Origin of the sequence: Streptomyces decoyicus, from assembly GCF_019880305.1 — a bacterium.
Lineage (GTDB): Bacteria > Actinomycetota > Actinomycetes > Streptomycetales > Streptomycetaceae > Streptomyces > Streptomyces decoyicus.
On the sequence record NZ_CP082301.1, the window covers coordinates 2,797,868 to 2,818,417 of the forward strand.

Annotated in this window: 17 protein-coding genes; 5 read left to right on the plus strand and 12 right to left on the minus strand. The window is 71.1% G+C overall.

The window, feature by feature from the left end; translation table 11 throughout:
* Positions 1–31: 31 nt before the first annotated feature.
* On the minus strand, positions 32–1,339 hold the full coding sequence (locus K7C20_RS12350; protein WP_053209987.1) for a glucarate dehydratase family protein: 1,308 nt from the start codon (positions 1,337–1,339) through the stop codon (positions 32–34).
* Between the two features lie 206 nt (positions 1,340–1,545).
* Here K7C20_RS12350 and K7C20_RS12355 point away from each other — a divergent pair, with 206 nt between their 5' ends.
* The gene (locus tag K7C20_RS12355; protein ID WP_030085131.1) at positions 1,546–2,379 is read left to right on the plus strand and encodes an HAD family acid phosphatase; all 834 of its coding nucleotides are present in this window, start codon (positions 1,546–1,548) and stop codon (positions 2,377–2,379) included.
* A 101-nt stretch (positions 2,380–2,480) separates the two neighbouring features.
* Here the strand turns inward: K7C20_RS12355 and K7C20_RS12360 are convergent, their stop codons facing one another.
* Together K7C20_RS12360 and K7C20_RS12365 are read right to left on the minus strand one after the other, a co-directional pair.
* A complete protein-coding gene (locus K7C20_RS12360) occupies positions 2,481–3,386 on the minus strand; it encodes a ribonuclease Z (protein ID WP_053209988.1) in 906 nt (301 codons plus the stop codon).
* 10 nt (positions 3,387–3,396) lie between these two features.
* The gene (locus K7C20_RS12365) at positions 3,397–3,753 is read right to left on the minus strand and encodes a histidine triad nucleotide-binding protein (protein ID WP_030085127.1); all 357 of its coding nucleotides are present in this window, start codon (positions 3,751–3,753) and stop codon (positions 3,397–3,399) included.
* A 239-nt stretch (positions 3,754–3,992) separates the two neighbouring features.
* On the opposite strand from K7C20_RS12365, the gene K7C20_RS12370 reads away from it, so the two are divergent.
* Positions 3,993–4,421, plus strand: a complete 429-nt coding sequence (locus K7C20_RS12370; RefSeq protein ID WP_030085125.1) for an OsmC family protein — start codon at positions 3,993–3,995, stop codon at positions 4,419–4,421.
* Between the two features lie 90 nt (positions 4,422–4,511).
* On the opposite strand, the gene K7C20_RS12375 is transcribed toward K7C20_RS12370, so the two are convergent.
* The 4 genes from K7C20_RS12375 to hrcA all read right to left on the minus strand — a co-directional run bounded on the left by K7C20_RS12375 (position 4,512) and on the right by hrcA (position 8,590).
* The gene (locus K7C20_RS12375; protein ID WP_030085123.1) at positions 4,512–5,255 is read right to left on the minus strand and encodes a 16S rRNA (uracil(1498)-N(3))-methyltransferase; all 744 of its coding nucleotides are present in this window, start codon (positions 5,253–5,255) and stop codon (positions 4,512–4,514) included.
* Positions 5,252–6,340, minus strand: coding sequence for a nitronate monooxygenase (locus K7C20_RS12380; RefSeq protein WP_030085121.1), 1,089 nt, complete (start codon positions 6,338–6,340; stop codon positions 5,252–5,254). The genes K7C20_RS12375 and K7C20_RS12380 overlap by 4 nt, the downstream gene beginning before the upstream one ends.
* Positions 6,341–6,436: 96 nt before the next feature.
* Entirely contained in the window at positions 6,437–7,573 is a 1,137-nt protein-coding gene (dnaJ, locus tag K7C20_RS12385) for a molecular chaperone DnaJ (protein ID WP_030085119.1), read from the minus strand.
* Entirely contained in the window at positions 7,574–8,590 is a 1,017-nt protein-coding gene (hrcA, locus tag K7C20_RS12390) for a heat-inducible transcriptional repressor HrcA (protein ID WP_030085117.1), read from the minus strand.
* 194 nt (positions 8,591–8,784) lie between these two features.
* Between hrcA and K7C20_RS12395 the strand changes: the two genes are divergently transcribed.
* Complete coding sequence (locus K7C20_RS12395) at positions 8,785–9,519, plus strand: MBL fold metallo-hydrolase (RefSeq protein ID WP_053209989.1); 735 nt, start codon at positions 8,785–8,787, stop codon at positions 9,517–9,519.
* A 118-nt stretch (positions 9,520–9,637) separates the two neighbouring features.
* Entirely contained in the window at positions 9,638–10,471 is an 834-nt protein-coding gene (locus K7C20_RS12400; protein WP_030085114.1) for a DUF3097 domain-containing protein, read from the plus strand.
* Here the strand turns inward: K7C20_RS12400 and K7C20_RS12405 are convergent.
* The 5 genes from K7C20_RS12405 to lepA all read right to left on the minus strand — a co-directional run bounded on the left by K7C20_RS12405 (position 10,449) and on the right by lepA (position 19,065).
* The gene (locus K7C20_RS12405) at positions 10,449–11,027 is read right to left on the minus strand and encodes a Uma2 family endonuclease (protein ID WP_030085112.1); all 579 of its coding nucleotides are present in this window, start codon (positions 11,025–11,027) and stop codon (positions 10,449–10,451) included. The genes K7C20_RS12400 and K7C20_RS12405 overlap by 23 nt on opposite strands.
* 109 nt (positions 11,028–11,136) lie before the next feature.
* Positions 11,137–12,369: a radical SAM family heme chaperone HemW gene (gene hemW / locus K7C20_RS12410; protein WP_053209990.1), complete on the minus strand. Its 1,233-nt coding sequence runs from the start codon at positions 12,367–12,369 to the stop codon at positions 11,137–11,139.
* A 52-nt stretch (positions 12,370–12,421) separates the two neighbouring features.
* On the minus strand, positions 12,422–14,530 hold the full coding sequence (locus K7C20_RS12415) for an ATP-binding SpoIIE family protein phosphatase (protein WP_078953462.1): 2,109 nt from the start codon (positions 14,528–14,530) through the stop codon (positions 12,422–12,424).
* Positions 14,531–14,817: 287 nt separating this feature from the next.
* Positions 14,818–16,743 carry an AMP-dependent synthetase/ligase gene (locus tag K7C20_RS12420; protein WP_030085104.1) on the minus strand — a complete coding sequence of 642 codons (1,926 nt, stop codon included), beginning with the start codon at positions 16,741–16,743 and terminating at the stop codon, positions 14,818–14,820.
* Between the two features lie 447 nt (positions 16,744–17,190).
* Positions 17,191–19,065 carry a translation elongation factor 4 gene (lepA, locus tag K7C20_RS12425; protein ID WP_030085102.1) on the minus strand — a complete coding sequence of 625 codons (1,875 nt, stop codon included), beginning with the start codon at positions 19,063–19,065 and terminating at the stop codon, positions 17,191–17,193.
* Positions 19,066–19,560: 495 nt separating this feature from the next.
* Here lepA and rpsT point away from each other — a divergent pair, with 495 nt between their 5' ends.
* Positions 19,561–19,827 carry a 30S ribosomal protein S20 gene (rpsT, locus tag K7C20_RS12430; protein ID WP_018088219.1) on the plus strand — a complete coding sequence of 89 codons (267 nt, stop codon included), beginning with the start codon at positions 19,561–19,563 and terminating at the stop codon, positions 19,825–19,827.
* The last annotated feature ends 723 nt before the right edge of the window (positions 19,828–20,550 follow it).

A 20,550-nucleotide genomic window follows, 5' to 3' on the forward strand; every position in this document is an offset into this window, starting at 1 on the left:
GTAGCTCTGCGGAATCTTCCAGAAGCGGGGGTCACCAGCGGGGCAGGGCGGGGGTGACCCAGGCCGGGTCGGCGTGCCGCATCGCCGCGGCGTCGTCGCGGTCGCGCAGGCCGCCGTCGTCGGCCAGCCAGCGGCGGTGCAGTACGGCGAGCCGGTCGCGGTCGAGCGTGACGCCGAGGCCGGGGGCGTCGCCGACGTCCAGCCGGCCGTCACGGAAGGTGAGCCGCTCGGTGAGGACGTCCTCGGTCTGCCAGGGGTAGTGGCTGTCGCAGGCGTGGTCGAGGTGCGGCACGGTGGCCGCGACCTGGGTCATCGCGGCGAGGCTGATGCCCAGGTGGGTGTTGGAGTGCATGGACAGGCCGACGCCGAAGGTGCGGCAGACCGCGGCGAGTTCACGGGTGGCGCGCAGTCCGCCCCAGTAGTGGTGGTCGCTGAGCACGACCTGGACGGCGCCGCGGGTGAACGCCCCGGCGATCTCGTCGAAGGTCGTCACGCACATGTTCGTGGCGAGCGGGAGCGGTGTGCCGGCCGCGACCTCTGCCATCCGTGCGGTGCCGCTCGTCGGGTCCTCCAGGTACTCCAGGACGTCCCCCAGCTCGTCCGCCACCTCCAGCGACGTGCGCACGCTCCAGGCGCCGTTGGGGTCGATCCGCAGTGGCTGCCCGGGGAAGGCGGCGGCCAGCGCCCGGATGGCGGCGACCTCCTGCGCGGGTGCGAAGACCCCGCCCTTGAGCTTGAAGGACGTGAAGCCGTAGGTGTCGGCGAACCGGCGGGCCTGGGCGACGACACCGGCCGGGTCGAGCGCCGCGCCCCAGTCGTCGCGCTCCCCGCGGCCGCCCGGGTGCTCCTCCCAGCGGTAGAAGAGGTAGGCGCTGAACTCCACGCGGTCGCGGACCTTGCCGCCGAGCAGGGCGTGCACGGGCAGTCCGGCGGACCGGCCCCAGGCGTCGAGGCAGGCGACCTCGAAGCCGGAGAGGACGGACAGCCGCAGCTTGTCGGCGGTCTGGACGCCGCGCAGCCCGCCGACGTCCACGGCCTCGGCGCCGGTCGCGGCCGGTGAATCACCGCACACTTCGGCGGCGAGCGCAGGCAGCGCGTTCAGGTCCGTGACCGACCGGCCGATCAGTGCACTGGCCAACGGCTGGGCCAGCTCCAGGTACTTGGTGTCCCCGTAGGTCTCGCCGAGGCCGGTTGCGCCGCCCTCGGTGATCAGCTCGATGATCAGCCGGGGGGTGTACGGCTGGTGTACGCCCTGTGTGTTCAGCAGCGGCGGATCGGCCACCAGGATCGGGGTGATCCGGACTTCGGTGATCGTGAGGCTGTGCTGGGCATCCGTCATCCGGCAGGCTCCTACGCGATCGAAGGCTGTTTTCATATGTAGATGGCGTCTACAGATGGAGTTGGAGGTTAGGGATCTCGTCTCACGACCGTCAAGAGCCCGCACCGCACGAGCCTTTACCAAGGGTTGAATCTTCGCGCGTAGATACCGAATTGAGGCTCTGTTAGACCTACGGAGTCCACTGACGTTTCCCGGAGGAGCCGCGCATGCCCCGCCCCGCCCGTTTCCGCCCCGCCCTCTCCAGAAGGGCTCGCCTCGGCGCCACCACGATCGCCGCCCTCGTCGCCGGCTCCGCGGTCTTCGGCGTCGGCCAGGCCACCGCCGAACACTCCGTGCCGCGCACCGACAAGGAGATACCCAACCTCACGCAGGTGCAGGACAAGATCAAGGCGTACTACGGCGACACGGTGACGGCGGACGGCGAGCACTACGCCTCCCCGCACAGCAACTACGCACGGCAGGTCCGCGGCATCGAGGCCAAGGCCCGCACCTACCTGTCCAAGGCCCTCGCCCGGCACGACCGGGCGGGCAAGCAGTCCAAGCAGTCCAAGCAGGCCAAGCCGGCCATCGTCCTCGACATGGACGACACCACCCTGCTCACGTACAACTACGAACTCCAGGTGGGCTTCCACTACACCGAGGAGAGCCAGGACAAGTACCTGGCGCACACCGACATGGACCCGGTTTTCGGCATGAACCGGCTCGTCAACTGGGCGCACGCCAAGGGTGCCGAGGTGTTCTTCCTGACCGGCCGCAAGGAGGCGCAGCGCGACTGGAGCGTCCGCAACCTCAAGAACGTCGGCTACGGGGTCCCCCTGGACCGCCGGCACGTCTACCTGAAGAACAAGGAGAACCCGCCGGCCTACCTGCCCTGCGGCGCCACCTGCACGACGGTCGAGTACAAGTCGGGCACCCGCAAGCACATCGAGTCCCTCGGCTACCACGTCGTCGCCAACTTCGGGGACCAGTACAGCGACCTGAGCGGCGGCGCCGGCGACCGGACGTTCAAGCTGCCGAACCCGATGTACTACCTGCCGTAGGACGGCCTTCCGGCCCGTCCGCCTTCCGGCCCGTCCGCCTGCCGGGCGGACGGGCCGCGCCGTTGCGGGCGCCACCAGCGCCGTCAGCGCCGCCGTTGCTGTCAGCGCCGCTTGGGCAGGGGCACCCGCGACAGGTCCTGGGCGATGGTCAGTTCGCCGGTGTAGCCCGCCGAGCGGGCCTGCCGCTCGAACTCCGTGGGGTCGGCGTAGCGCTGCGAGAAGTGCGTCAGCACGAGATGCCGCACCCCGGCCCGCAGGGCGACCTTCGCGGCCTGCCCGGCCGTCAAGTGCCCATGATCGAGCGCCAGCTGGACATCCTCGTCCAGGAACGTCGACTCGATGACCAGCATGTCCACCCCCTCCGCGAGGGCATGGACGCCATCGCACAGCCGGGTGTCCATGACGAAGGCGAACCGCTGGCCGCGGCGCCGCTCGCTCACCTCGTCGAGGGTGACGCCGTTGAGCTCGCCGAGCCGCTGGATCCGCCCGACGTCCGGCCCGGCGATACCGTGCGCCGCCAGCCGCTCCGGCAGCATCCGGCGGGCGTCCGGCTCCACGAGGCGGTAGCCGTACGACTCGACGGGGTGCGAGAGCCGCCGTGCCTCCAGGACGTACGACTTCGAGCGGTCCAGCTCCCCGTCGGCGGCGACCGGCCGCTCGATCAGCTGGACCGTCTCCCGGTAGGCGGTGGCATACCGCAGCCGGTCGAAGAAGTGCTGTCCGCCGGCGGGATAGTGGGCGGTGACCGGATGCGGCACCCGGTCCAGGTTGATCCGCTGGATCACCCCGGCCAGGCCCAGCGAGTGGTCACCGTGGAAGTGGGTGACACAGATCCGGTTCAGGTCATGGGCGGCGACCCCGGCGCGCAGCATCTGCCGCTGCGTTCCCTCGCCGGGGTCGAAGAGCAGCCCCTCACCGTCCCACCGCAGCAGATAGCCGTTGTGGTTGCGGTGCCGGGTGGGTACCTGGCTCGCGGTGCCGAGGACCACCAGTTCACGTACGGACAAGTCGGCCCCGTCAGACCAGACGCTGAAGGTCGCAGCCGCCCAGCAGATGCGCATGGGCGTGGAAGATGGTCTGGCCGGCGCCGGGGCCGGTGTTGAACACGATGCGGTAGCCGGTCGTGTCGACCTTCTCCTCCGCGGCGATCACGCCGGCCTCGCGCAGCACATCGCCCGCGATCGCCGGTTCGGCCGTGGCCAACTCCCTGGCGTTCGCGTAGTGGACCTTGGGGATCACCAGGATGTGCGTCGGGGCCTGGGGATTGATGTCGCGGAACGCGACGGTGGTCTCGGTCTCCCGGACGATGGTCGCCGGCACCTCCCCCGCCACGATCTTGCAGAACAGGCAATCGGCCTGCGGTTCTCCCGCCACCGGTGGCTCCTCCCGAGTCATCCGCCGTACACACGGTGCGTACGACCTTCGGATGCTATCGGGCGGCGCCGTCGGGGGGTTGCAGTGACCGGGGGTGGGAGCGCGGGCTTCGTACCGGGCTGGGGCCGCCGAGGGGCTCGGGACTCCCGACGGGCACGTGCCTCCCGGCATCGCGCCGCGGGATCACTAAGCTGGCCGCAGAACCGCTGTCGCCCACCCATCACCGGGAGTGATGCACCATGGCCACCACGCGCACCGCCGAGACCCACTGGGAAGGCAACCTGCTGGAGGGCAAGGGCACCGTAGCCCTGGAGTCCTCCAAGCTCGGTACGTACGACGTGAACTGGCCCGCCCGCGCGGAGCAGCCCAACGGCGTCACCAGCCCCGAGGAGCTGATCGCGGCGGCCCACTCCTCCTGCTACTCCATGGCCTTCTCGCACGGCCTGGCCGGCAAGGGGTACACCGTCGAGGCCCTGGACACCCGGGCCGATGTCACCTTCCAGCCCGGTGAGGGCATCACCGCCATCGCGCTGACCGTCAAGGCCCGTGTCCCCGGCCTGTCCGAGGAGGACTTCCAGGCGGCGGCCCAGGACGCCAAGGCCAACTGCCCGGTGAGCCAGGCGCTGGCGGGCGTCAAGAACATCACGCTGGCGGCGGAGCTGCTCTGACGGGACGAGCGGCCGGGGCCGGTCGCTCCGCAGGGCGTCCCCGGGGCCGTGCGCCCCGGGGACGCCCGCCCGGTTCCAGAGGGTCTCCCCCTAGCTCCAGCGCCCCGTGCGCCCCAGCAGCAGCGCCGTCGCCGCCGTACCCGCCGTGGAGGTGCGCAGCACGGTCGTCCCCAGGCGGTACGGCTTGGCGCCGGCCTCGGCGAAGAGGGTGAGCTCCTCCGGGGAGACACCGCCTTCCGGCCCGACGACGAGCACGATCCGGCCCTCGGTGGGGAGTTCGGCGGTGGCGAGCGGGGAGCTGCCCTCCTCGTGGAGGACGGCCGCGAAATCGGCGTCGGCGAGCAGGGCGGCCACCTGCTTGGTCGTCAGCGGGTCCGCGACCTCGGGGAAGGTCAGCCGGCGCGACTGCTTGCCCGCCTCGCGGGCCGTGGCGCGCCATTTGCCGAGCGATTTCGCGGCCCGCTCGCCCTTCCACTGGGTCACGCAACGCGCCGCCGCCCAGGGCACGATGGCGTCCACACCGGTCTCGGTCATCGTCTCGACGGCCAGCTCGCCGCGGTCGCCCTTGGGAAGCGCCTGGACGACGGTGATCGTGGGGTTCGGCGGGGCCTCACTGCGCAGCTCGGTGACCGCGACGGTCAGCCGGTCCTTGCCCTCGACGGCGGCGACCGTGCCGTGCGCGCCGGCGCCATGCCCGTCCGTCAGGACGACCTCCTCGCCGGCCCGCAGCCGGCGCACCGACACCGCGTGCCGTCCCTCGGGGCCGTCCAGGGTCAGCGTGCCGCCGGCCCGTACATCCGCGAGGGAATCGACGAGGAAAACCGGCGCGGTCATGAGGCGCTGCCGGCGCCCGGGCGGCTCAACGCGGCGCGCGCCGCGTCCAGTTCGGCCGCCAGTACTTCCACGAGCTGCCCGGCGGGCAGCTCCCGGGCCAGCCGGTGCCCCTGCCCCGCCCACAGGTTCATGCCCTGTGCGTCGCCCGCCTTGGCCGCGGCCTTGCGCACGGTGGAGGTGAGGTAGTGGACGGCGGGGTAGGCCGCCGGGGCGTACGGGCCGTGCTCACGCATGAAGCGGTTGACCAGCCCACGGGCCGGCCGCCCGGAGAACGCCCGGGTCAACTCCGTATGCGTGAAGAGCGGGTTGGTCAGTGCCTGCTTGTGCAGCGGGTTGGCGCCCGATTCGGGGGTGGCGAGGAAGGCGGTGCCCAGCTGCGCCATGCTCGCCCCGGCGACCAGCACCGACGCGATCTGTGCCCCGCGCATCAGCCCGCCCGCGGCGATCGCCGGGATCTGCACGGCCTCGCGGACCTGGCCGAGCAGCGCCAGCAGGCCCAGCCCCGAGCCGGTCCCGTCGGCGTGCGGATCGTCGCGGTGGGTGCCCTGGTGGCCGCCGGCCTCCACGCCCTGCACGCACACCGCGTCGGCGCCCGACCACTGTGCGGCCTGCGCCTCGGCGGCGGTGGTGACCGTGACGATGGTGTACGTGCCGACCTTGGCGAAGGCGTCGAGGACCGCGCGCGAGGGGCAGCCGAAGGTGAAGGAGACCACCGGCACCGGGTCGTCCCGCAGGATCGCGAGCTTGGCCTCGTAGCCGTCGTCGATGGGCCCGTCGGTGTCGCCGAGTTCCGTCTCGTACCAAGTGGCCTCGCCCGCGAGTTGCTCGCGGTAGACCTCGACGACGGAGCCGTCGGCCAGCGAGGGCTGCGGCATGAAGAGATTGACGCCGAAGGGCCGGTCGGTCAGCGACCGCAGCTGCTTGATCTCCTGGTACATGCCGTCGGCGGTCTTGTAGCCGGCGGCGAGGAAGCCGAGACCGCCGGCGCCGCAGACGGCGGCGGCCAGCTCGGGTCCTGAGCCGCCTCCCGCCATCGGGGCCTGCACGATCGGGTAGCGGCAGAGCTCGGTCAGTGCGGTGGGCATGAGCACATCGTGTCACGCCCACCGCCCCGCTCCGAACCGGGGCGGCGACCGCTGCGCCGGCCCGGGGAACGGCTCCGCCCCCGGGCCCACCTGGGGCTATCGCCCGTTGAACGCATCCTTCAGGCGCGAGAACAGACCCTGCTGCCCCGGCTGGAACTGCCCCGTGGGCCGTTCCTCCCCGCGGAGCTTGGCCAGCCGCCGCAGCAGGTCTTCCTGGTCGGGGTCGAGCTTGGACGGGGTCTGCACCTCGACGTGGACGATGAGGTCGCCCCGGCCGCCGCCACGCAGATGGGTCACCCCGCGCTGGTGCAGCGGGATCGACTGGCCGGACTGGGTGCCGGGCCGGACATCGATCTCCTCCACCCCGTCCAGCGTCTCCAGCGGGCACTTCGTGCCCAGCGCCGCCGCTGTCATCGGGATGGTGACCGTGCAGTGCAGATCGTCGCCGCGCCGCTGGAAGACCGAGTGCGCCAGCTCGTGGATCTCCACATAGAGATCGCCGGCGGGGCCGCCGCCGGGGCCGACCTCGCCCTCGCCCGCGAGCTGGATGCGGGTGCCGTTGTCGACACCGGCCGGGATCTTGACGGTCAGCGTGCGGCGGGAGCGGATCCGGCCGTCGCCTGCGCACTCGGGGCACGGGGTCGGCACGACCGTGCCGAAGCCCTGGCACTGCGGGCAGGGCCTGGACGTCATGACCTGGCCGAGGAAGGACCGGGTGACCTGCGAGACCTCACCGCGGCCGCGGCACATGTCACAGGTCTGCGCCGAGGTACCCGGCGCGGCTCCCTCACCGGTGCACGTCGTACAGACGACGGCGGTGTCGACCTGGATGTCCTTGGCCGTGCCGAAGGCCGCTTCGTTCAGCTCGATGTCGAGCCGGATCATGGCGTCCTGGCCGCGGCGGGTGCGCGAGCGCGGCCCGCGCTGCGACGCGGTGCCGAAGAACGCGTCCATGATGTCGGAGAAGTTGCCGAAGCCCGCGCCGAAGCCGCCCGCGCCCTGGCCGCCGCCCGCCTGCGAGAGGGGGTCGCCGCCGAGGTCGTAGACCTGCTTCTTCTGCGGGTCCGACAGAACCTCGTAAGCGGCGTTGATCTCCTTGAACCGCTCCTGGGTCTTGGGATCCGGATTCACGTCCGGGTGCAGCTCACGCGCCAGCCGGCGGAAGGCTTTCTTGATCTGGTCCTGCGAGGCGTCACGGCTGATGCCGAGGACCGAGTAGTAATCCGTGGCCACTTACGACTCCGCGAGGATTTGTCCGACGTAACGTGCCACTGCGCGTACCGCTCCCATCGTTCCGGGGTAGTCCATGCGGGTCGGTCCGACCACGCCGAGTTTGGCGACTGCCTCGTCGCCCGAACCGTAGCCGACCGTGACGACCGATGTGGACGCCAGGCCTTCGTGGGCATTCTCATGCCCGATACGTACGGTCATGCCCGAGTCCTTGGCCTCCCCGAGCAGCTTGAGCATCACCACATGCTCCTCAAGGGCCTCCAGCACCGGCCGGATCGTCAGTGGGAAATCGTGCCCGAAGCGCGTGAGATTGGCGGTACCGCCGATCATCAGCCGCTCTTCGGTCTCTTCCACCAAAGTTTCCAGCAACACCGACAGCACTGTCGAGACCGTGCCGCGGTCGTCCTGCTCGAAGGACTCCGGGAGATCCTGCACCAACTGCGGCACATCCGCGAACCGGCGGCCGACGACCCTGCTGTTGAGCCGGGCCCGCAGGTCCGCCAGCGAGGCCTCGCCGAACGGCGCCTGGCAGTCGATGAGCCGCTGCTCGACCCGTCCGGTGTCCGTGATCAGTACGAGCATCAGCCGGGCGGGGGCCAGCGCCAGCAGTTCGACATGCCGGACCGTGGACCGGGTCAGGGACGGATACTGCACGACCGCGACCTGCCGGGTCAGCTGCGCCAGCAGCCGGACCGTGCGGCCCACCACGTCGTCGAGGTCGACGGCGCCGTCCAGGAAGTTCTGGATCGCCCGCCGCTCCGGGCTGGACAGCGGCTTGACGCCGGCCAGCTTGTCGACGAACAGGCGGTAGCCCTTGTCGGTCGGGATGCGCCCGGCGCTGGTGTGCGGCTGGGCGATGAATCCCTCGTCCTCCAGGGCCGCCATGTCGTTGCGGATGGTGGCCGGGGAGACGCCGAGCTGATGGCGTTCGGTGAGCGCCTTGGAGCCGACCGGCTCCTCCGTCCCCACATAGTCCTGGACGATGGCACGCAGCACCTCCAGCCTGCGTTCACTGAGCATCCCGCGCACCTCCAGTCCGGCCGTCCGCCGCCTCGTCTCTCCTGGCACTCACACGGGCCGAGTGCCAGACCCTGAGCCAGTGTACGGCCGGGTAGCACGAACACGGCAAGGGCAGCCGCGCACAGCACCCGCCCGATGACCGTGTTCGGCCGATCTGTCGGGCAACGCTATCGCGATGGCGCTAGCGTCTCGGTATGCGTACTGCTTGGGAAGAGGCCGGTTGGGAACGACTCGGTGACGGTGTCGCCAGGCGCCGTATGCCGGGCTGGGACGAGACGATCGGGGTGATCGCCGGGACCACCGGCGTCATGATCGTCGACACCGGCGCGACCCTGCGCGACGGCGCGGACCTTCGGCGTGCGATCCGTGGCGTACTGGGCCGGGAAGTGACGCATGTCGCGCTCACCCACCCCCACTTCGATCATGTGCTGGGCACGGCCGCCTTCGCGGGCGTCGAGGTCTTCGGCGCGGCCGGACTGAGCGAGCTGCTGCGCCGCGGCAAGGACGAGCTGCGGCACGACGCGATGCGGCAGGGCGTCGACCGGGACGCCGCCGCCGAGGCCGCCGATCTGCTGGTCGCCCCGCACCACCACGTCCACGACCAGCTGACCGTCGAGCTCGGCGACCGGCAGGTGCTGCTCGCCAACGTCGGTCCCGGGCACACCGCCCACGACCTGGCCGTGCTGGTACCGGGCCGGCGCGGGGACCCGGAGATCGTCTTCTGCGGCGATCTGGTCGAGGAGTCAGGAGAGCCCCAGGCAGGCCACGACGCACTGCCGCAGCAGTGGCCCGCCGCGCTGGACCGGCTGCTGGCCCTCGGCGGCGAGGACGCGCGGTACGTTCCCGGCCATGGCGCCGTGGTGGACGCCCGCTTCGTCCGTGCCCAACGCGACGCCCTGGCCACCCGCTTCGGCGTCGCCCCGTCCTGACCACCGCCCGCCCTCCCCACGACTGCTTCCCCTGGGGACGCCCCGGGCCCCCGGCCGCCCGAACACCGACCGCCCCGCAGAGAACAAACAAAGAGCGACAGAGAACAGGTCCCACGCGATGCAGAACAGGCGCTACAGCCCCGACCTCACCCCGCCCTGGAAGAAGCAGCAGCCTGCGCCCGAGGTGCCGGCCGAGCCCGATCTGGTCGTCGAGGAGGTCACCTCGGGCTTCTGCGGCGCCGTGATCCGCTGCGAGAAGACGGCGCAGGGCCCGACGGTCACCCTGGAGGACCGCTTCGGCAAGCACCGGGCCTTCCCCATGGAGCCGCGCGGCTTCCTGCTGGAGGGGCGGGTGGTCACTCTCGTACGCCCCCAGGGCCGGCCGGCGGCCACCGCCCGGACGCGTACGGCATCGGGATCGCTCGCCGTGCCCGGCGCCCGCGCACGGATCGCCCGCGCCGGGCGCATCTATGTGGAGGGCCGGCACGACGCCGAGCTGGTGGAGCGGGTGTGGGGCGACGACCTGCGCATCGAGGGCGTGGTCGTGGAGTACCTGGAGGGCATCGACGACCTGCCCGCGATCGTCCGCGGCTTCTCCCCCGGTCCTGACGCCCGTCTCGGCGTCCTCGTCGACCATCTCGTGCCCGGCTCGAAGGAGTCCCGTATCGCGGCCGAGGTGACCGGTGACCACGCGCTGGTGGTGGGCCACCCGTACATCGACGTCTGGGAGGCGGTGAAGCCGTCCTCGGTCGGGATCGCGGCCTGGCCGTCCGTCCCGCACGGGCAGGACTGGAAGACGGGCGTGTGCCGGGCACTGGGCTGGCCGGAAAACACCGGCGCCGCCTGGCAGCGGATCCTGTCCTGCGTGCGCTCCTACAAGGACCTGGAGCCGGCGCTGCTGGGGCGGGTGGAGGAGCTGATCGACTTCGTTACGGCCGACGGTGCGGCCTGACGTTGGGCAGGGTCCCGAATTCGCTGGTGTCGAGTACGACATCGAGCTGGTCCACCGGCACGGGATCGCCAAATTTATAGATCGACTGCGACCGGTAGTCGGCGTTCTCCCCAGTGCCGGTGGGCCCGGTGAGCAGGACGCAGTGGGCCACGAGGGGATCGATGATCAGGTAGAGCGGAAGCCTGCTCGCCGCGTAAATCGAACGCTTGATGACATAGTCATGATCAACGCTGGTCTTGGAGACCACCTCGACCACCATCTTGATCACCTCAGGCGGCATCATGCGCCCGGAGTCCGGTCCGGTTCCGCGCTCCACCAGCACGAGATCCGGCTGGGGCTCACTGGACTCTTGATGAAGCGCGACATCCTGCGTTTGCAGGCGCCGCCACTTCTTCCGCGGAAACTGGTCGAGGACAGCTTCCACGATGTCGTTCTGGACCACGTCCGGCCCCGCCATCATCACGATGTTCGCCCGGAGGAGCTCGATCTTGACGCCCTCAGGAACCTCAAGGTTCTCGAAGAGCTCCGTCATCCGGCGTTCATCCACAGCGGTCATCTCCGTGGCCTCCGTTTCCCGTCGCCGTGTATACGGCACAGGCTAGGAACAGCCTAGGCGGGGCCGCAGGCCCGTCGCATCGGTTCACTCGTTCGAGGACAGTACGTTCTCAGTCCACCAGATCCCGCACCACCGCGTCCGCCAGCAGCCGTCCCCGGAGCGTCAGCACGGCCCGCCCCGCCTCGTACGGACCGGCCTCCAGCAGGCCGTCGGCCAGCGCACGGGCCGCCGCCCGCGCCCCCGCCGGCGCGAGGATGTCCAGCGGGCAGCCGTCCGAGAGCCGCAGCTCCAGGAGGATGCGTTCGACGCGGCGGTCCTCGTCCGAGAGGATCTCGCGGCCGGCGCCCGGGGAGCGGCCTTCAGTGAGGGCCTGGGCGTAGGCGCCGGGGTGTTTGACGTTCCACCAGCGGACGCCGCCGACGTGGCTGTGGGCACCGGGGCCCGCGCCCCACCAGTCGGCGCCGGTCCAGTAGAGCTCGTTGTGGCGGCAGCGGGCGGCGTCGGTGGTGGCCCAGTTCGAGACCTCGTACCAGGTGAAACCGGCCGCGGCGAGGCGTTCGTCGGCGATGAGGTAGCGGTCGGCGTGGGTGTCGTCGTCGGTCATCGGGACCTCGCCGCGGCGGATCCGTCGGGCCAGCTGGGTGCCCTCCTCGACGATCAGGGCGTAGGCCGAGACGTGGTCGGGGCCGGCGCCGAGCGCAGCGTCGAGGGAGGCGCGCCAGTCGTCGTCGGTCTCGCCCGGGGTGCCGTAGATCAGATCGAGGTTGACGTGCTCGAAACCGGCCGCGCGGGCCTCGGCGACACAGGCCTCGGGGCGGCCCGGGGTGTGCGTACGGTCGAGGATCTTCAGGACGTGCTGCCGGGCGCTCTGCATACCGAAGGAGACCCGGTTGAAGCCGCCCGCGCGCAGCTCGTCGAGGTAGCGGGGGTCGACGGACTCCGGGTTGGCCTCGGTGGTGATCTCGGCACCGGGCGCGAGACCGAACTCCTCGCGGATGGCCGCGAGCATCCGGCCGAGATCGGCGGCGGGCAGCAGGGTCGGGGTGCCGCCGCCGACGAAGACCGTCTCCACCGGGCGCGGGTCGTCGCCCAGCACCTTGCGGGCCAGCCGGATCTCGTCGACGACGGTGTCCGCGTAGTTGTCGCGGGAGGCCAGGGCGCCCCCGGAGCCGCGCAGCTCGCTCGCGGTGTACGTGTTGAAGTCGCAGTAGCCGCAGCGGGTCGCGCAGTACGGCACATGCAGATAGAAGCCGAGGGGCCGGCCGGCGGCACCCGCCGGGGTATGACCGGGCAGCGCCCCGTCCTCGGGCATCGGCTCACCATCAGGCAGTGCGGAAGGCATGGGAACCATTGTCCGTCATGGCGGGGCGGTGCCGGTCCGGCGCCGGTGTGCCCTAGGGCACCCCGTGCCCCGCCGCCTGGAGGACCAGCAGGGCGAGGTCGTCGTCGGGCGGGATCGGGCCGAAGGCGTGGACGGTGTTGCGGATGTGGTCGGCGAGGGCGGTGGCGCCCAGGCCGACGCCCGAGGCCAGGGCGGTGGCCAGACCGTCCTCGTCGTCGAAGAGCCGCCGCCCCGAGCGCCGCTCGGTCACCCCGTCGGTGACGCACAGAAGCGTTTCCCCCGGGCAGAGGTCGAACGATTCGCTGACGTACGCCGCGTCCTCGACCACCCCCAGCAGCATCTGCGGCGCCGCGACGACCCGGACCGTGCCGTCCGCGCCCAGCACCAGCGGCAGCGGATGGCCGGCGCTGGCGAGGGTGCAGCGTGCGCCCCCGGAGCCGCCGGGGTACGGGACGATCTCGCCGTAGAGCAGGGACAGGAAACGGGCCTGTTCGCCCTCCTCGCGGATCTCGACCGGCGCCTCCGCCCCGGCGCCGGCCGCCGCCACCGCCGCCGCGACCGCCGCCACCGAGTCCGCAGCCTCCCGCGCCATGGTCTTGTTGAGCCGGTCGAGCACCGCGGCCACCCCGAAGCCGTCGCGGGCCAGCAGCCGCAGCACCGGACGGGCCAGCCCGGTCACCGCGGCCGCCTCGGGGCCGCTGCCGCAGACATCGCCGAGGGCGAAGCACCAGCGGCCGTCCCCGGCGTCGAAGAGGTCCCAGAAGTCGCCGCCCGCCCAGGCACCCTCCCGCGGTTCGTAGACCACCGCCGACTCCACGCCGGGCACCTGCGCCCGCCCCCGCGGCAGCAGACGGCGCTGGAGGACCTGGCTGATGCGCTCCTGGCGGCTGTAGGCGCGGGCGGTGGCCACCGCGCGGGCGACCCGGCGGCCCAGGTCCTCGATCAGACCGACCACCTCGTCGGGGAAGCGCGGCAGGCCGCCCCGGCCGAGCAGGAGGGTGCCGAAGCGGCGGCCGCCGGCGACCAGGGGGCAGGCCAGTGCGGCGCCGCCCGGCCCGTAGCCGCTCGGTTCGTACGGCCAGGGCCAGGGGACCGCGCCGGGCGCCCCGTTGGGCGAGCCGCTGCCCGGGAGCTCCGGGGGCTGCTTCTCCAGCGCCGTGCGCAGCGCGTCGATCCGGCTCTCGCAGGTGTGCCAGACGCGGGCGAGCCGCTGTTCCTCGCCGTCCGCCGCGATGCCCCGGCCGGGCGCGCCGGCGTCGCCGTCGTAGAGCCACACCGCGCACCATTCGGCGAGCCGCGGCACGATCAACTGGGCGGCGAGCGCGGCCACCTGATCGGCGTCGAGCTGGCCGGAGAGCAGGTCGGAGGCTTCGGCGAGGAAGGAGAGGGCGCCGTTGGCGGCCCGGTCGGCCTCGTGTTCCGGCCGGGCGGACCGGCGCGGCGCCGGGGCGAGGAGTTCGGCGGCCCGCAGTCCGCGCTGGAGCAGCTGGTCGTCGAAGGCGAGCTCCGGCTCGGGCCCGGCGCCGTCCCGGGCTCCCACGGGCAGCCGGAACCAGACGGTCTTCATGGCCCGGCGGTAGGTGACGCCCCAGGACTCGGCGACCGCGCTGATCAGCTGGAGCCCGTGGCCGCCGTTCTCGGATGCGGCGCTGTCCTCGTGGGCGCGGACCGGCTGGGTGGGGTGATGGTCGGACACCTCGACGAGCAGGCCGGGGCCGGGTACGGCGTCGAGGCCGGCGCCGGGGACGGCGGGGGCGTCCCCGTACGGCGCCGGGCAGGGCTCGCCGCTCCGGCTTCCGTAGGCCTCCGCGCCCGGTTCCCGTTCCGGCTCCAGCCGGCAGCGCAGCTCGACGGTGGTGCCCGCATGCACCACCGCGTTCGTCACCAACTCGCTGACCAGCAGCACCGCTTCGTCCGCGAGCCGGCCGGCCAGCCGCTCCGCGCCGGGCAGCCGCTGGTCCGCCCAGTCGGCGAACGCGCCGCGGACGAACCGGCGGGCGGCGGCAGCGGCCTGCGGATCACCGGGCAGGCTGGCCCACCGGGAACGGGCCGCGGCCCCGTCGGCAGGCCCGGCCGAGGGTCCGCCACGGGCCCCTACCGCCCTCGTCCCGCGCGTCGCCGTGACGTCGTCGTCCCGTGGAGACGAAGTTGTCGTCCGCATTGAGCAACTCCCGAGCAGCTCCGCTACAGCGCCGGATGCGCCAACGACAGAGTGACAGAACGAGCGCAGACATAAGCACTGAGTCACAGAAGTCGGTGGTCACAGCGGCCAATTCGGCTGACGCGCCGCGGGAGTTGGCCGGCGCGTACGCAGGGGCGCCCGGGGAACCTGTACGGACAACTTCAGCGGCGGCCGTGGTTCCCGCCGGCCGCCGACTTCACCCGTACGGGCGCGGCGCCACGGGGCGCGCCGACCCGGCCCGCCCCTGCCTCGCCGCGCCCCCGCGACTACGCCTCGCGCGACCCCGCATACATCTCGTCGAGCAGGTCCTTGAACGCCCGCTCCACCACCGGCCGCTTGATCTTGAGGCTGGGGGTCACCTCGCCGTGCTCGATGTCCAGGTCACGCGGCAGCAGCCGGAACTTGCGGATCTGCTGCCAGCGCTGAAGCCCCTCGTTGACCCGCTCGACATAGCCGTCGATCAGCTCACGGACCTGGTCGGTGGCGACGAGATCGGCGTACTCCTTGCCGGCCAGACCGTGCTCCTTGCCCCAGGCCAGGATCGTGGGCTCGTCGAGGGCGATCAGCGCGGTGCAGAAGTTCCGGTTGGCGCCGTGCACCAGCACATTGGAGACGAACGGGCAGACCGCCTTGAACTGGCCCTCGACCTCCGCCGGCGCGATGTACTTCCCGCCCGAGGTCTTGATCAGGTCCTTCTTGCGGTCGGTGATCCGCAGATAGCCGTCCGGGGAGAGCTCACCGATGTCACCGGTGTGGAACCAGCCGTCCTCCTCCAGGACCTCGGCGGTCTTGTCCGGCAGGCCGTGGTAGCCCTGCATGATGCCGGGGCCGCGCAGCAGGATCTCGCCGTCCTCGGCGATCCGCACCTCGGTGCCGGGCAGCGGCTTGCCGACCGTTCCGGTGCGGTAGGCCTCGCCGGGGTTGACGAAGCTGGCGGCGCTGGACTCCGTCAGGCCGTAGCCCTCCAGGATGTGGATGCCGGCGCCGGAGAAGAAGTAGCCGATCTCCGGCGAGAGCGCGGCCGAGCCGGAGACCGCGGCGCGCAGCCGGCCGCCGAAGGCCTCCCGCAGCTTGCTGTAGACGAGCGCATCGGCGATCTTGTGCTTGGCACCCAGCGCGAACGGCACGGAGGCGTTGCCGGTGCGGCGGAAGTTGTCCTGCGAGACCTTGGCGTACTCGCGGGCCACCTCGGCGGCCCACTGGAAGATCTTGTACTTGGCGCCGCCGCCCGCGCGGGCCTTGGCCACGACCCCGTTGTAGACCTTCTCGAAGATCCGCGGTACGGCCGCCATGTACGTGGGCCGGACGACCGGCAGATTCTCGATGATCTTGTCGACCCGGCCGTCGACGGCGATCACCTGGCCGGTAGCGATCTGCCCGGCGGTGAGCACCTTGCCGAAGACGTGCGCCAGCGGCAGCCAGAGGTACTGCACATCGTCCTCATGGACCAGCCCGGTCGCCTGGATCGCGCGGGCCATGTACGACCAGCAGTCGTGCGGCAGCCGGACGCCCTTGGGGCGGCCGGTGGTCCCGGAGGTGTAGATGAGCGTCGCCAGCTGGTCGGCGCGCAGCGCGGCGACCCGCTCCTTGACGCACTCCGGGTGGTCCTCCAGATAGGCGGTGCCGCGCTTCTCCAGCTCGGCCAGGGTGAGCACCCAGCCCTCCGGGTCGCCCTCGACGGGCTCCGCGCCCGCCTCGTCGATGACGACGACATGCGCCAGCTCGGGCAGCTCCGCGCGCCGCTCACGCGCCTTGGCGAGCTGTCCGGCGTCCTCCGCGATCAGTACCCGGCTGCCGGAGTCGGCCAGGATGTAGGCGGTCTCCTCGGTGTTGGTGCTGGGGTAGACCGTGGTGGTGGCGGCGCCGGAGCAGAGCACACCGAGGTCGGCGAGGATCCACTCGACGCGGGTGTTGGCGGCCAGCGCCACCCGCTCCTCGGGCAGTATGCCGAGCGCGATGAGCCCGGCGGCCACGGCGTAGACCCGTTCCGCGGCCTGGGCCCAGCTGAGCACCTTCCAGTCGTCCGCCCCTTGGCCGGCGGGGGCGCCTTGCTGCCCGTGCGAGGCCGAGGCCTTGGACGCAGGGACCGGATAGCGATAGGCCTCGATATCGGGCGTGGCCGCGACCCGCTCCAGGAAGAGGTGTGCCACCGAAGGCGGCCGGTTTTCGATCAGCGTGTGGGTGTCCGTCACGGCGTCCTCCGGGGCCCGCTTCGTTGCTGGTGACTCGCGAGTAACCTTTGAGCAGTGATCAGACTAGAGCGCGCGGCGCCGACGCGTAAGGGGCTACGACCCACTGGTTCACGATGTGACCAGTGCGATAGGTGTACGTAGCACCCGCAACGCCCGATAGTGCGCCTCGCCCGTCACCCGCACCGGGCCGTTTCCAGGTGGGGCGGATCACACCACCCGCCACCACCCGGGCGCCGCGCCCCGCATTCGCGCCGGCGAACAGGGAAAAGCCGACAGGGCGCCGGCCCCCTCCACGGGGACCGGCGCCCTGTTTCACTGCTTTACAACCGCTCCATCCGGCGACCACCACTCCACTTCGTCGCCTCACGACGTCGCCGCCTCACGGCTTCGTCATCTCGCGGCTTCGTCATCTCGTGGGCCGTACGTGCGGCTGACGCGGGCGGCGCGCTACTTCTTCGACTTCGCGTCGCCGTCGGAGTCCGAGGACAGCACCGCGATGAAGGCCTCCTGCGGGACCTCCACGCTGCCGACCATCTTCATCCGCTTCTTGCCTTCCTTCTGCTTCTCCAGCAGCTTCCGCTTACGGGAGATGTCACCGCCGTAGCACTTGGCGAGGACGTCCTTGCGGATGGCGCGGACCGTCTCACGGGCGATGACCCGGGCGCCGATGGCGGCCTGGATCGGCACCTCGAAGCTCTGCCGCGGAATCAGCTCCCGCAGCTTGGCGACCAGCCGGACACCGTAGGCGTACGCCTTGTCCTTGTGGCAGATCGCGGAGAACGCGTCGACCTTGTCGCCGTGCAGCAGGATGTCGACCTTCACCAGGTCGGCGGCCTGCTCACCGGTGGGCTCGTAGTCCAGCGAGGCGTAGCCACGGGTCTTGGACTTGAGCTGGTCGAAGAAGTCGAAGACGACCTCGGCGAGCGGGAGGGTGTAGCGGATCTCGACGCGGTCCTCGGAGAGGTAGTCCATGCCGAGGAGGTTGCCGCGGCGGTTCTGGCACAGCTCCATGATCGCGCCGATGAACTCGCTGGGCGCCAGGATCGTGGCCCGTACGACCGGCTCGTGCACCTTGTCGATCTTGCCCGTCGGGAACTCGCTCGGGTTGGTGACCTCGTGCTCGGTCCCGTCCTCCATGTCGACGCGGTAGACCACGTTCGGCGCGGTCGCGATCAGTTCGAGGCCGAACTCGCGCTCCAGGCGCTCGCGGATGACCTCCAGGTGCAACAGGCCCAGGAAGCCGACGCGGAAGCCGAAGCCCAGGGCCGCGGAGGTCTCCGGTTCGTAGACCAGCGCGGCGTCGTTGAGCTGAAGCTTGTCCAGCGCGTCGCGGAGCTCCGGGTAGTCCGAGCCGTCCAGGGGATACAGGCCCGAGAACACCATCGGCTTGGGGTCCTTGTAGCCGCCGAGCGCCTCCTCGGCACCCTTGTTGAGCTGGGTGATCGTGTCACCCACCTTGGACTGCCGGACATCCTTCACACCGGTGATCAGGTAGCCCACCTCACCGACGGACAGGCCGTCGGACGCCTTCATCTCCGGAGAGTTCGTGCCGATCTCCAGGAGCTCGTGCGCGGCGCCGGTCGACATCATCCTGATGCGCTCGCGCTTGCGGAGCGTGCCGTCGACGACCTTCACGTAGGTCACGACACCGCGGTAGGCGTCGTAGACCGAGTCGAAGATCATCGCGCGGGCGGGGGCGTCCTTGACGCCGACCGGGGCCGGCACCTCGCGGACGACCTTGTCCAGCAGCTCGGGCACGCCGACACCGGTCTTGGCGGAGACCCGCAGGACGTCCTCCGGCTCGCAGCCGACCAGATTGGCCAGCTCTGCGGCGAACTTCTCGGGCTGGGCGGCCGGCAGATCGATCTTGTTGAGGACGGGGATGATCGTGAGCTCGTGCTCCATCGCCAGGTAGAGGTTGGCGAGGGTCTGGGCCTCGATCCCCTGAGCGGCGTCGACGAGGAGGATGCAGCCCTCGCACGCGGCGAGCGAGCGGGAGACCTCGTAGGTGAAGTCGACGTGGCCCGGGGTGTCGATCATGTTGAGGATGTGGGTCGTGCCACTCCCCTCTTCACCCTCGGTGGGGTCCCAGGGCAGACGGACCGCCTGGGACTTGATCGTGATGCCGCGCTCGCGCTCGATGTCCATGCGGTCGAGGTACTGCGCGCGCATCTGCCGCGAGTCGACGACACCGGTGAGCTGGAGCATCCGGTCGGCGAGCGTCGACTTGCCGTGGTCGATGTGCGCGATGATGCAGAAGTTACGGAGGAGGGCCGGATCGGTACGGCTCGGCTCCGGCACGTTCGTAGGGGTCGCGGGCACGCAGGGTCCATTCAGTGAACGCGGGTAGGCGGGACTCGGGTATGTGACGTCTCCCCCATCGTCCCATGAGCGAGGGGCTCGGTCCGGTTTGGGCGGGGCGAGGTGGGGTCCGGGGGCTTCGGACGGGGTGCGGGCGGGGTGCGGGCGGGGTGTTTCGGGGCGGGGGCGCGTGGGCGGTTCCGGCGGGCGGACGGCTCGGGGAGTGTGGCGGGGCTGGCGTGGGGAGCGCGGGGACTCGGCGGGGACGGGTCGGGGGGTCGGTGGGCATGTCGGCGGCCGTGGGTGGGGCGCCCGGGGCCGGGGCGGGCTGCCGGGCGGTGGGGAGGTCGTACGACCGTGGGGGCATGGCTCGGGCCCGGGGCGGGCTGCCGGGCGGTGGGTCCGGTCCGGTTTGGGGGGCCGTAGACCCTGCTGGTAGCCTGGTCCACTGCGCTTCGTGCCCTCTCACGTACGAGGCGCCACTCGAAACTCCAACGAACCTGAAAAGGCTCTTTCGTGGCGAACATCAAGTCCCAGATGAAGCGGATCAAGACCAACGAGAAGGCTCGTCAGCGCAACAAGGCTGTCAAGTCCACTCTCAAGACCGCGATCCGTCGCACCCGCGAGGCCGTGGAGGCCGGTGACCTTCAGAAGGCCACCACCGCCCAGGCCGCCGCTGCCAAGACGCTCGACAAGGCCGTCAGCAAGGGTGTCATCCACAAGAACGCCGCCGCCAACAAGAAGTCGGCGCTGGCGAAGAAGGTCGCGTCCCTCAAGGGCTGACCTTCCTTCCGGAGAAGATCGTCGGCCGGTTCAGGCCTGATCTTCGTCCATCGCAACACCTGTAGCACTCCTGTCGGCAGGGACTCAGCGGCCCCTCTCTCCGCTCCTTGACCGATGCACCACCGCGCCGCACACGGCCTGCGTTCGCCACGCGGGTGCGGCGCAACCGGCTCACTCGGCGTACACCGCCGACCAAGCCGCAACAGCTTGATACGAAGACCCCGCCTCGCCCCTTCCCCAGGGGCAAGGCGGGGTCTTTTGTTTGGTTTTTCGGCGTTACGGCCTTTTACCGCCGGGGCTTTTGTTGGGTTCTTCGCCGGGGGCGGCATTGTTGCGTGGGGCTTTTGTCGCGGGGTGTTGCGAGGGCTTTTGCATGGGGCCTTTGTTGTGAGCCCTGTGGGGGCATCTGGCGGTTGGATGTTGGTGGAGAGATGTTGGTGGGGATTGTTGGCAGGGAGGTTGGCGGGGTCTTGTTGCGGAGCTCTGTTGTAGGGACCCCGCTGTCGGGCCGTTGTTAGTTGCAGGGACCCGGCTGTCGGGCCGTTGTTAGTTGCAGGGACCCGGCTGTCGGGCCGTTGTTTTGGGGCACGTGATATCGGGGGCTCGTAATGGGGCGTGACGGACTCGGTTTGCGTACGGGTGGGGCGGTGCGGGCGCGGCTTGGGAAGCCAGGCCGTGGGGGAAATTCCGGGCCGCAGATCCGGGTTCGCTTTCGGCGGGTTC

Bases quoted from the DNA above. Each gene is read 5' to 3' on its own strand.
- K7C20_RS12350 (WP_053209987.1), bottom strand. From the start codon at position 1,339: ATGACGGATGCCCAGCACAGCCTCACGATCACCGAAGTCCGGATCACC.
- K7C20_RS12355 (WP_030085131.1), top strand. From the start codon at position 1,546: ATGCCCCGCCCCGCCCGTTTCCGCCCCGCCCTCTCCAGAAGGGCTCGC.
- K7C20_RS12370 (WP_030085125.1), top strand. From the start codon at position 3,993: ATGGCCACCACGCGCACCGCCGAGACCCACTGGGAAGGCAACCTGCTG.
- K7C20_RS12375 (WP_030085123.1), bottom strand. From the start codon at position 5,255: ATGACCGCGCCGGTTTTCCTCGTCGATTCCCTCGCGGATGTACGGGCC.
- K7C20_RS12380 (WP_030085121.1), bottom strand. From the start codon at position 6,340: ATGCCCACCGCACTGACCGAGCTCTGCCGCTACCCGATCGTGCAGGCC.
- hrcA (WP_030085117.1), bottom strand. From the start codon at position 8,590: ATGCTCAGTGAACGCAGGCTGGAGGTGCTGCGTGCCATCGTCCAGGAC.
- K7C20_RS12395 (WP_053209989.1), top strand. From the start codon at position 8,785: ATGCGTACTGCTTGGGAAGAGGCCGGTTGGGAACGACTCGGTGACGGT.
- K7C20_RS12400 (WP_030085114.1), top strand. From the start codon at position 9,638: ATGCAGAACAGGCGCTACAGCCCCGACCTCACCCCGCCCTGGAAGAAG.
- K7C20_RS12405 (WP_030085112.1), bottom strand. From the start codon at position 11,027: ATGACCGCTGTGGATGAACGCCGGATGACGGAGCTCTTCGAGAACCTT.
- hemW (WP_053209990.1), bottom strand. From the start codon at position 12,369: ATGCCTTCCGCACTGCCTGATGGTGAGCCGATGCCCGAGGACGGGGCG.
- K7C20_RS12415 (WP_078953462.1), bottom strand. From the start codon at position 14,530: ATGCGGACGACAACTTCGTCTCCACGGGACGACGACGTCACGGCGACG.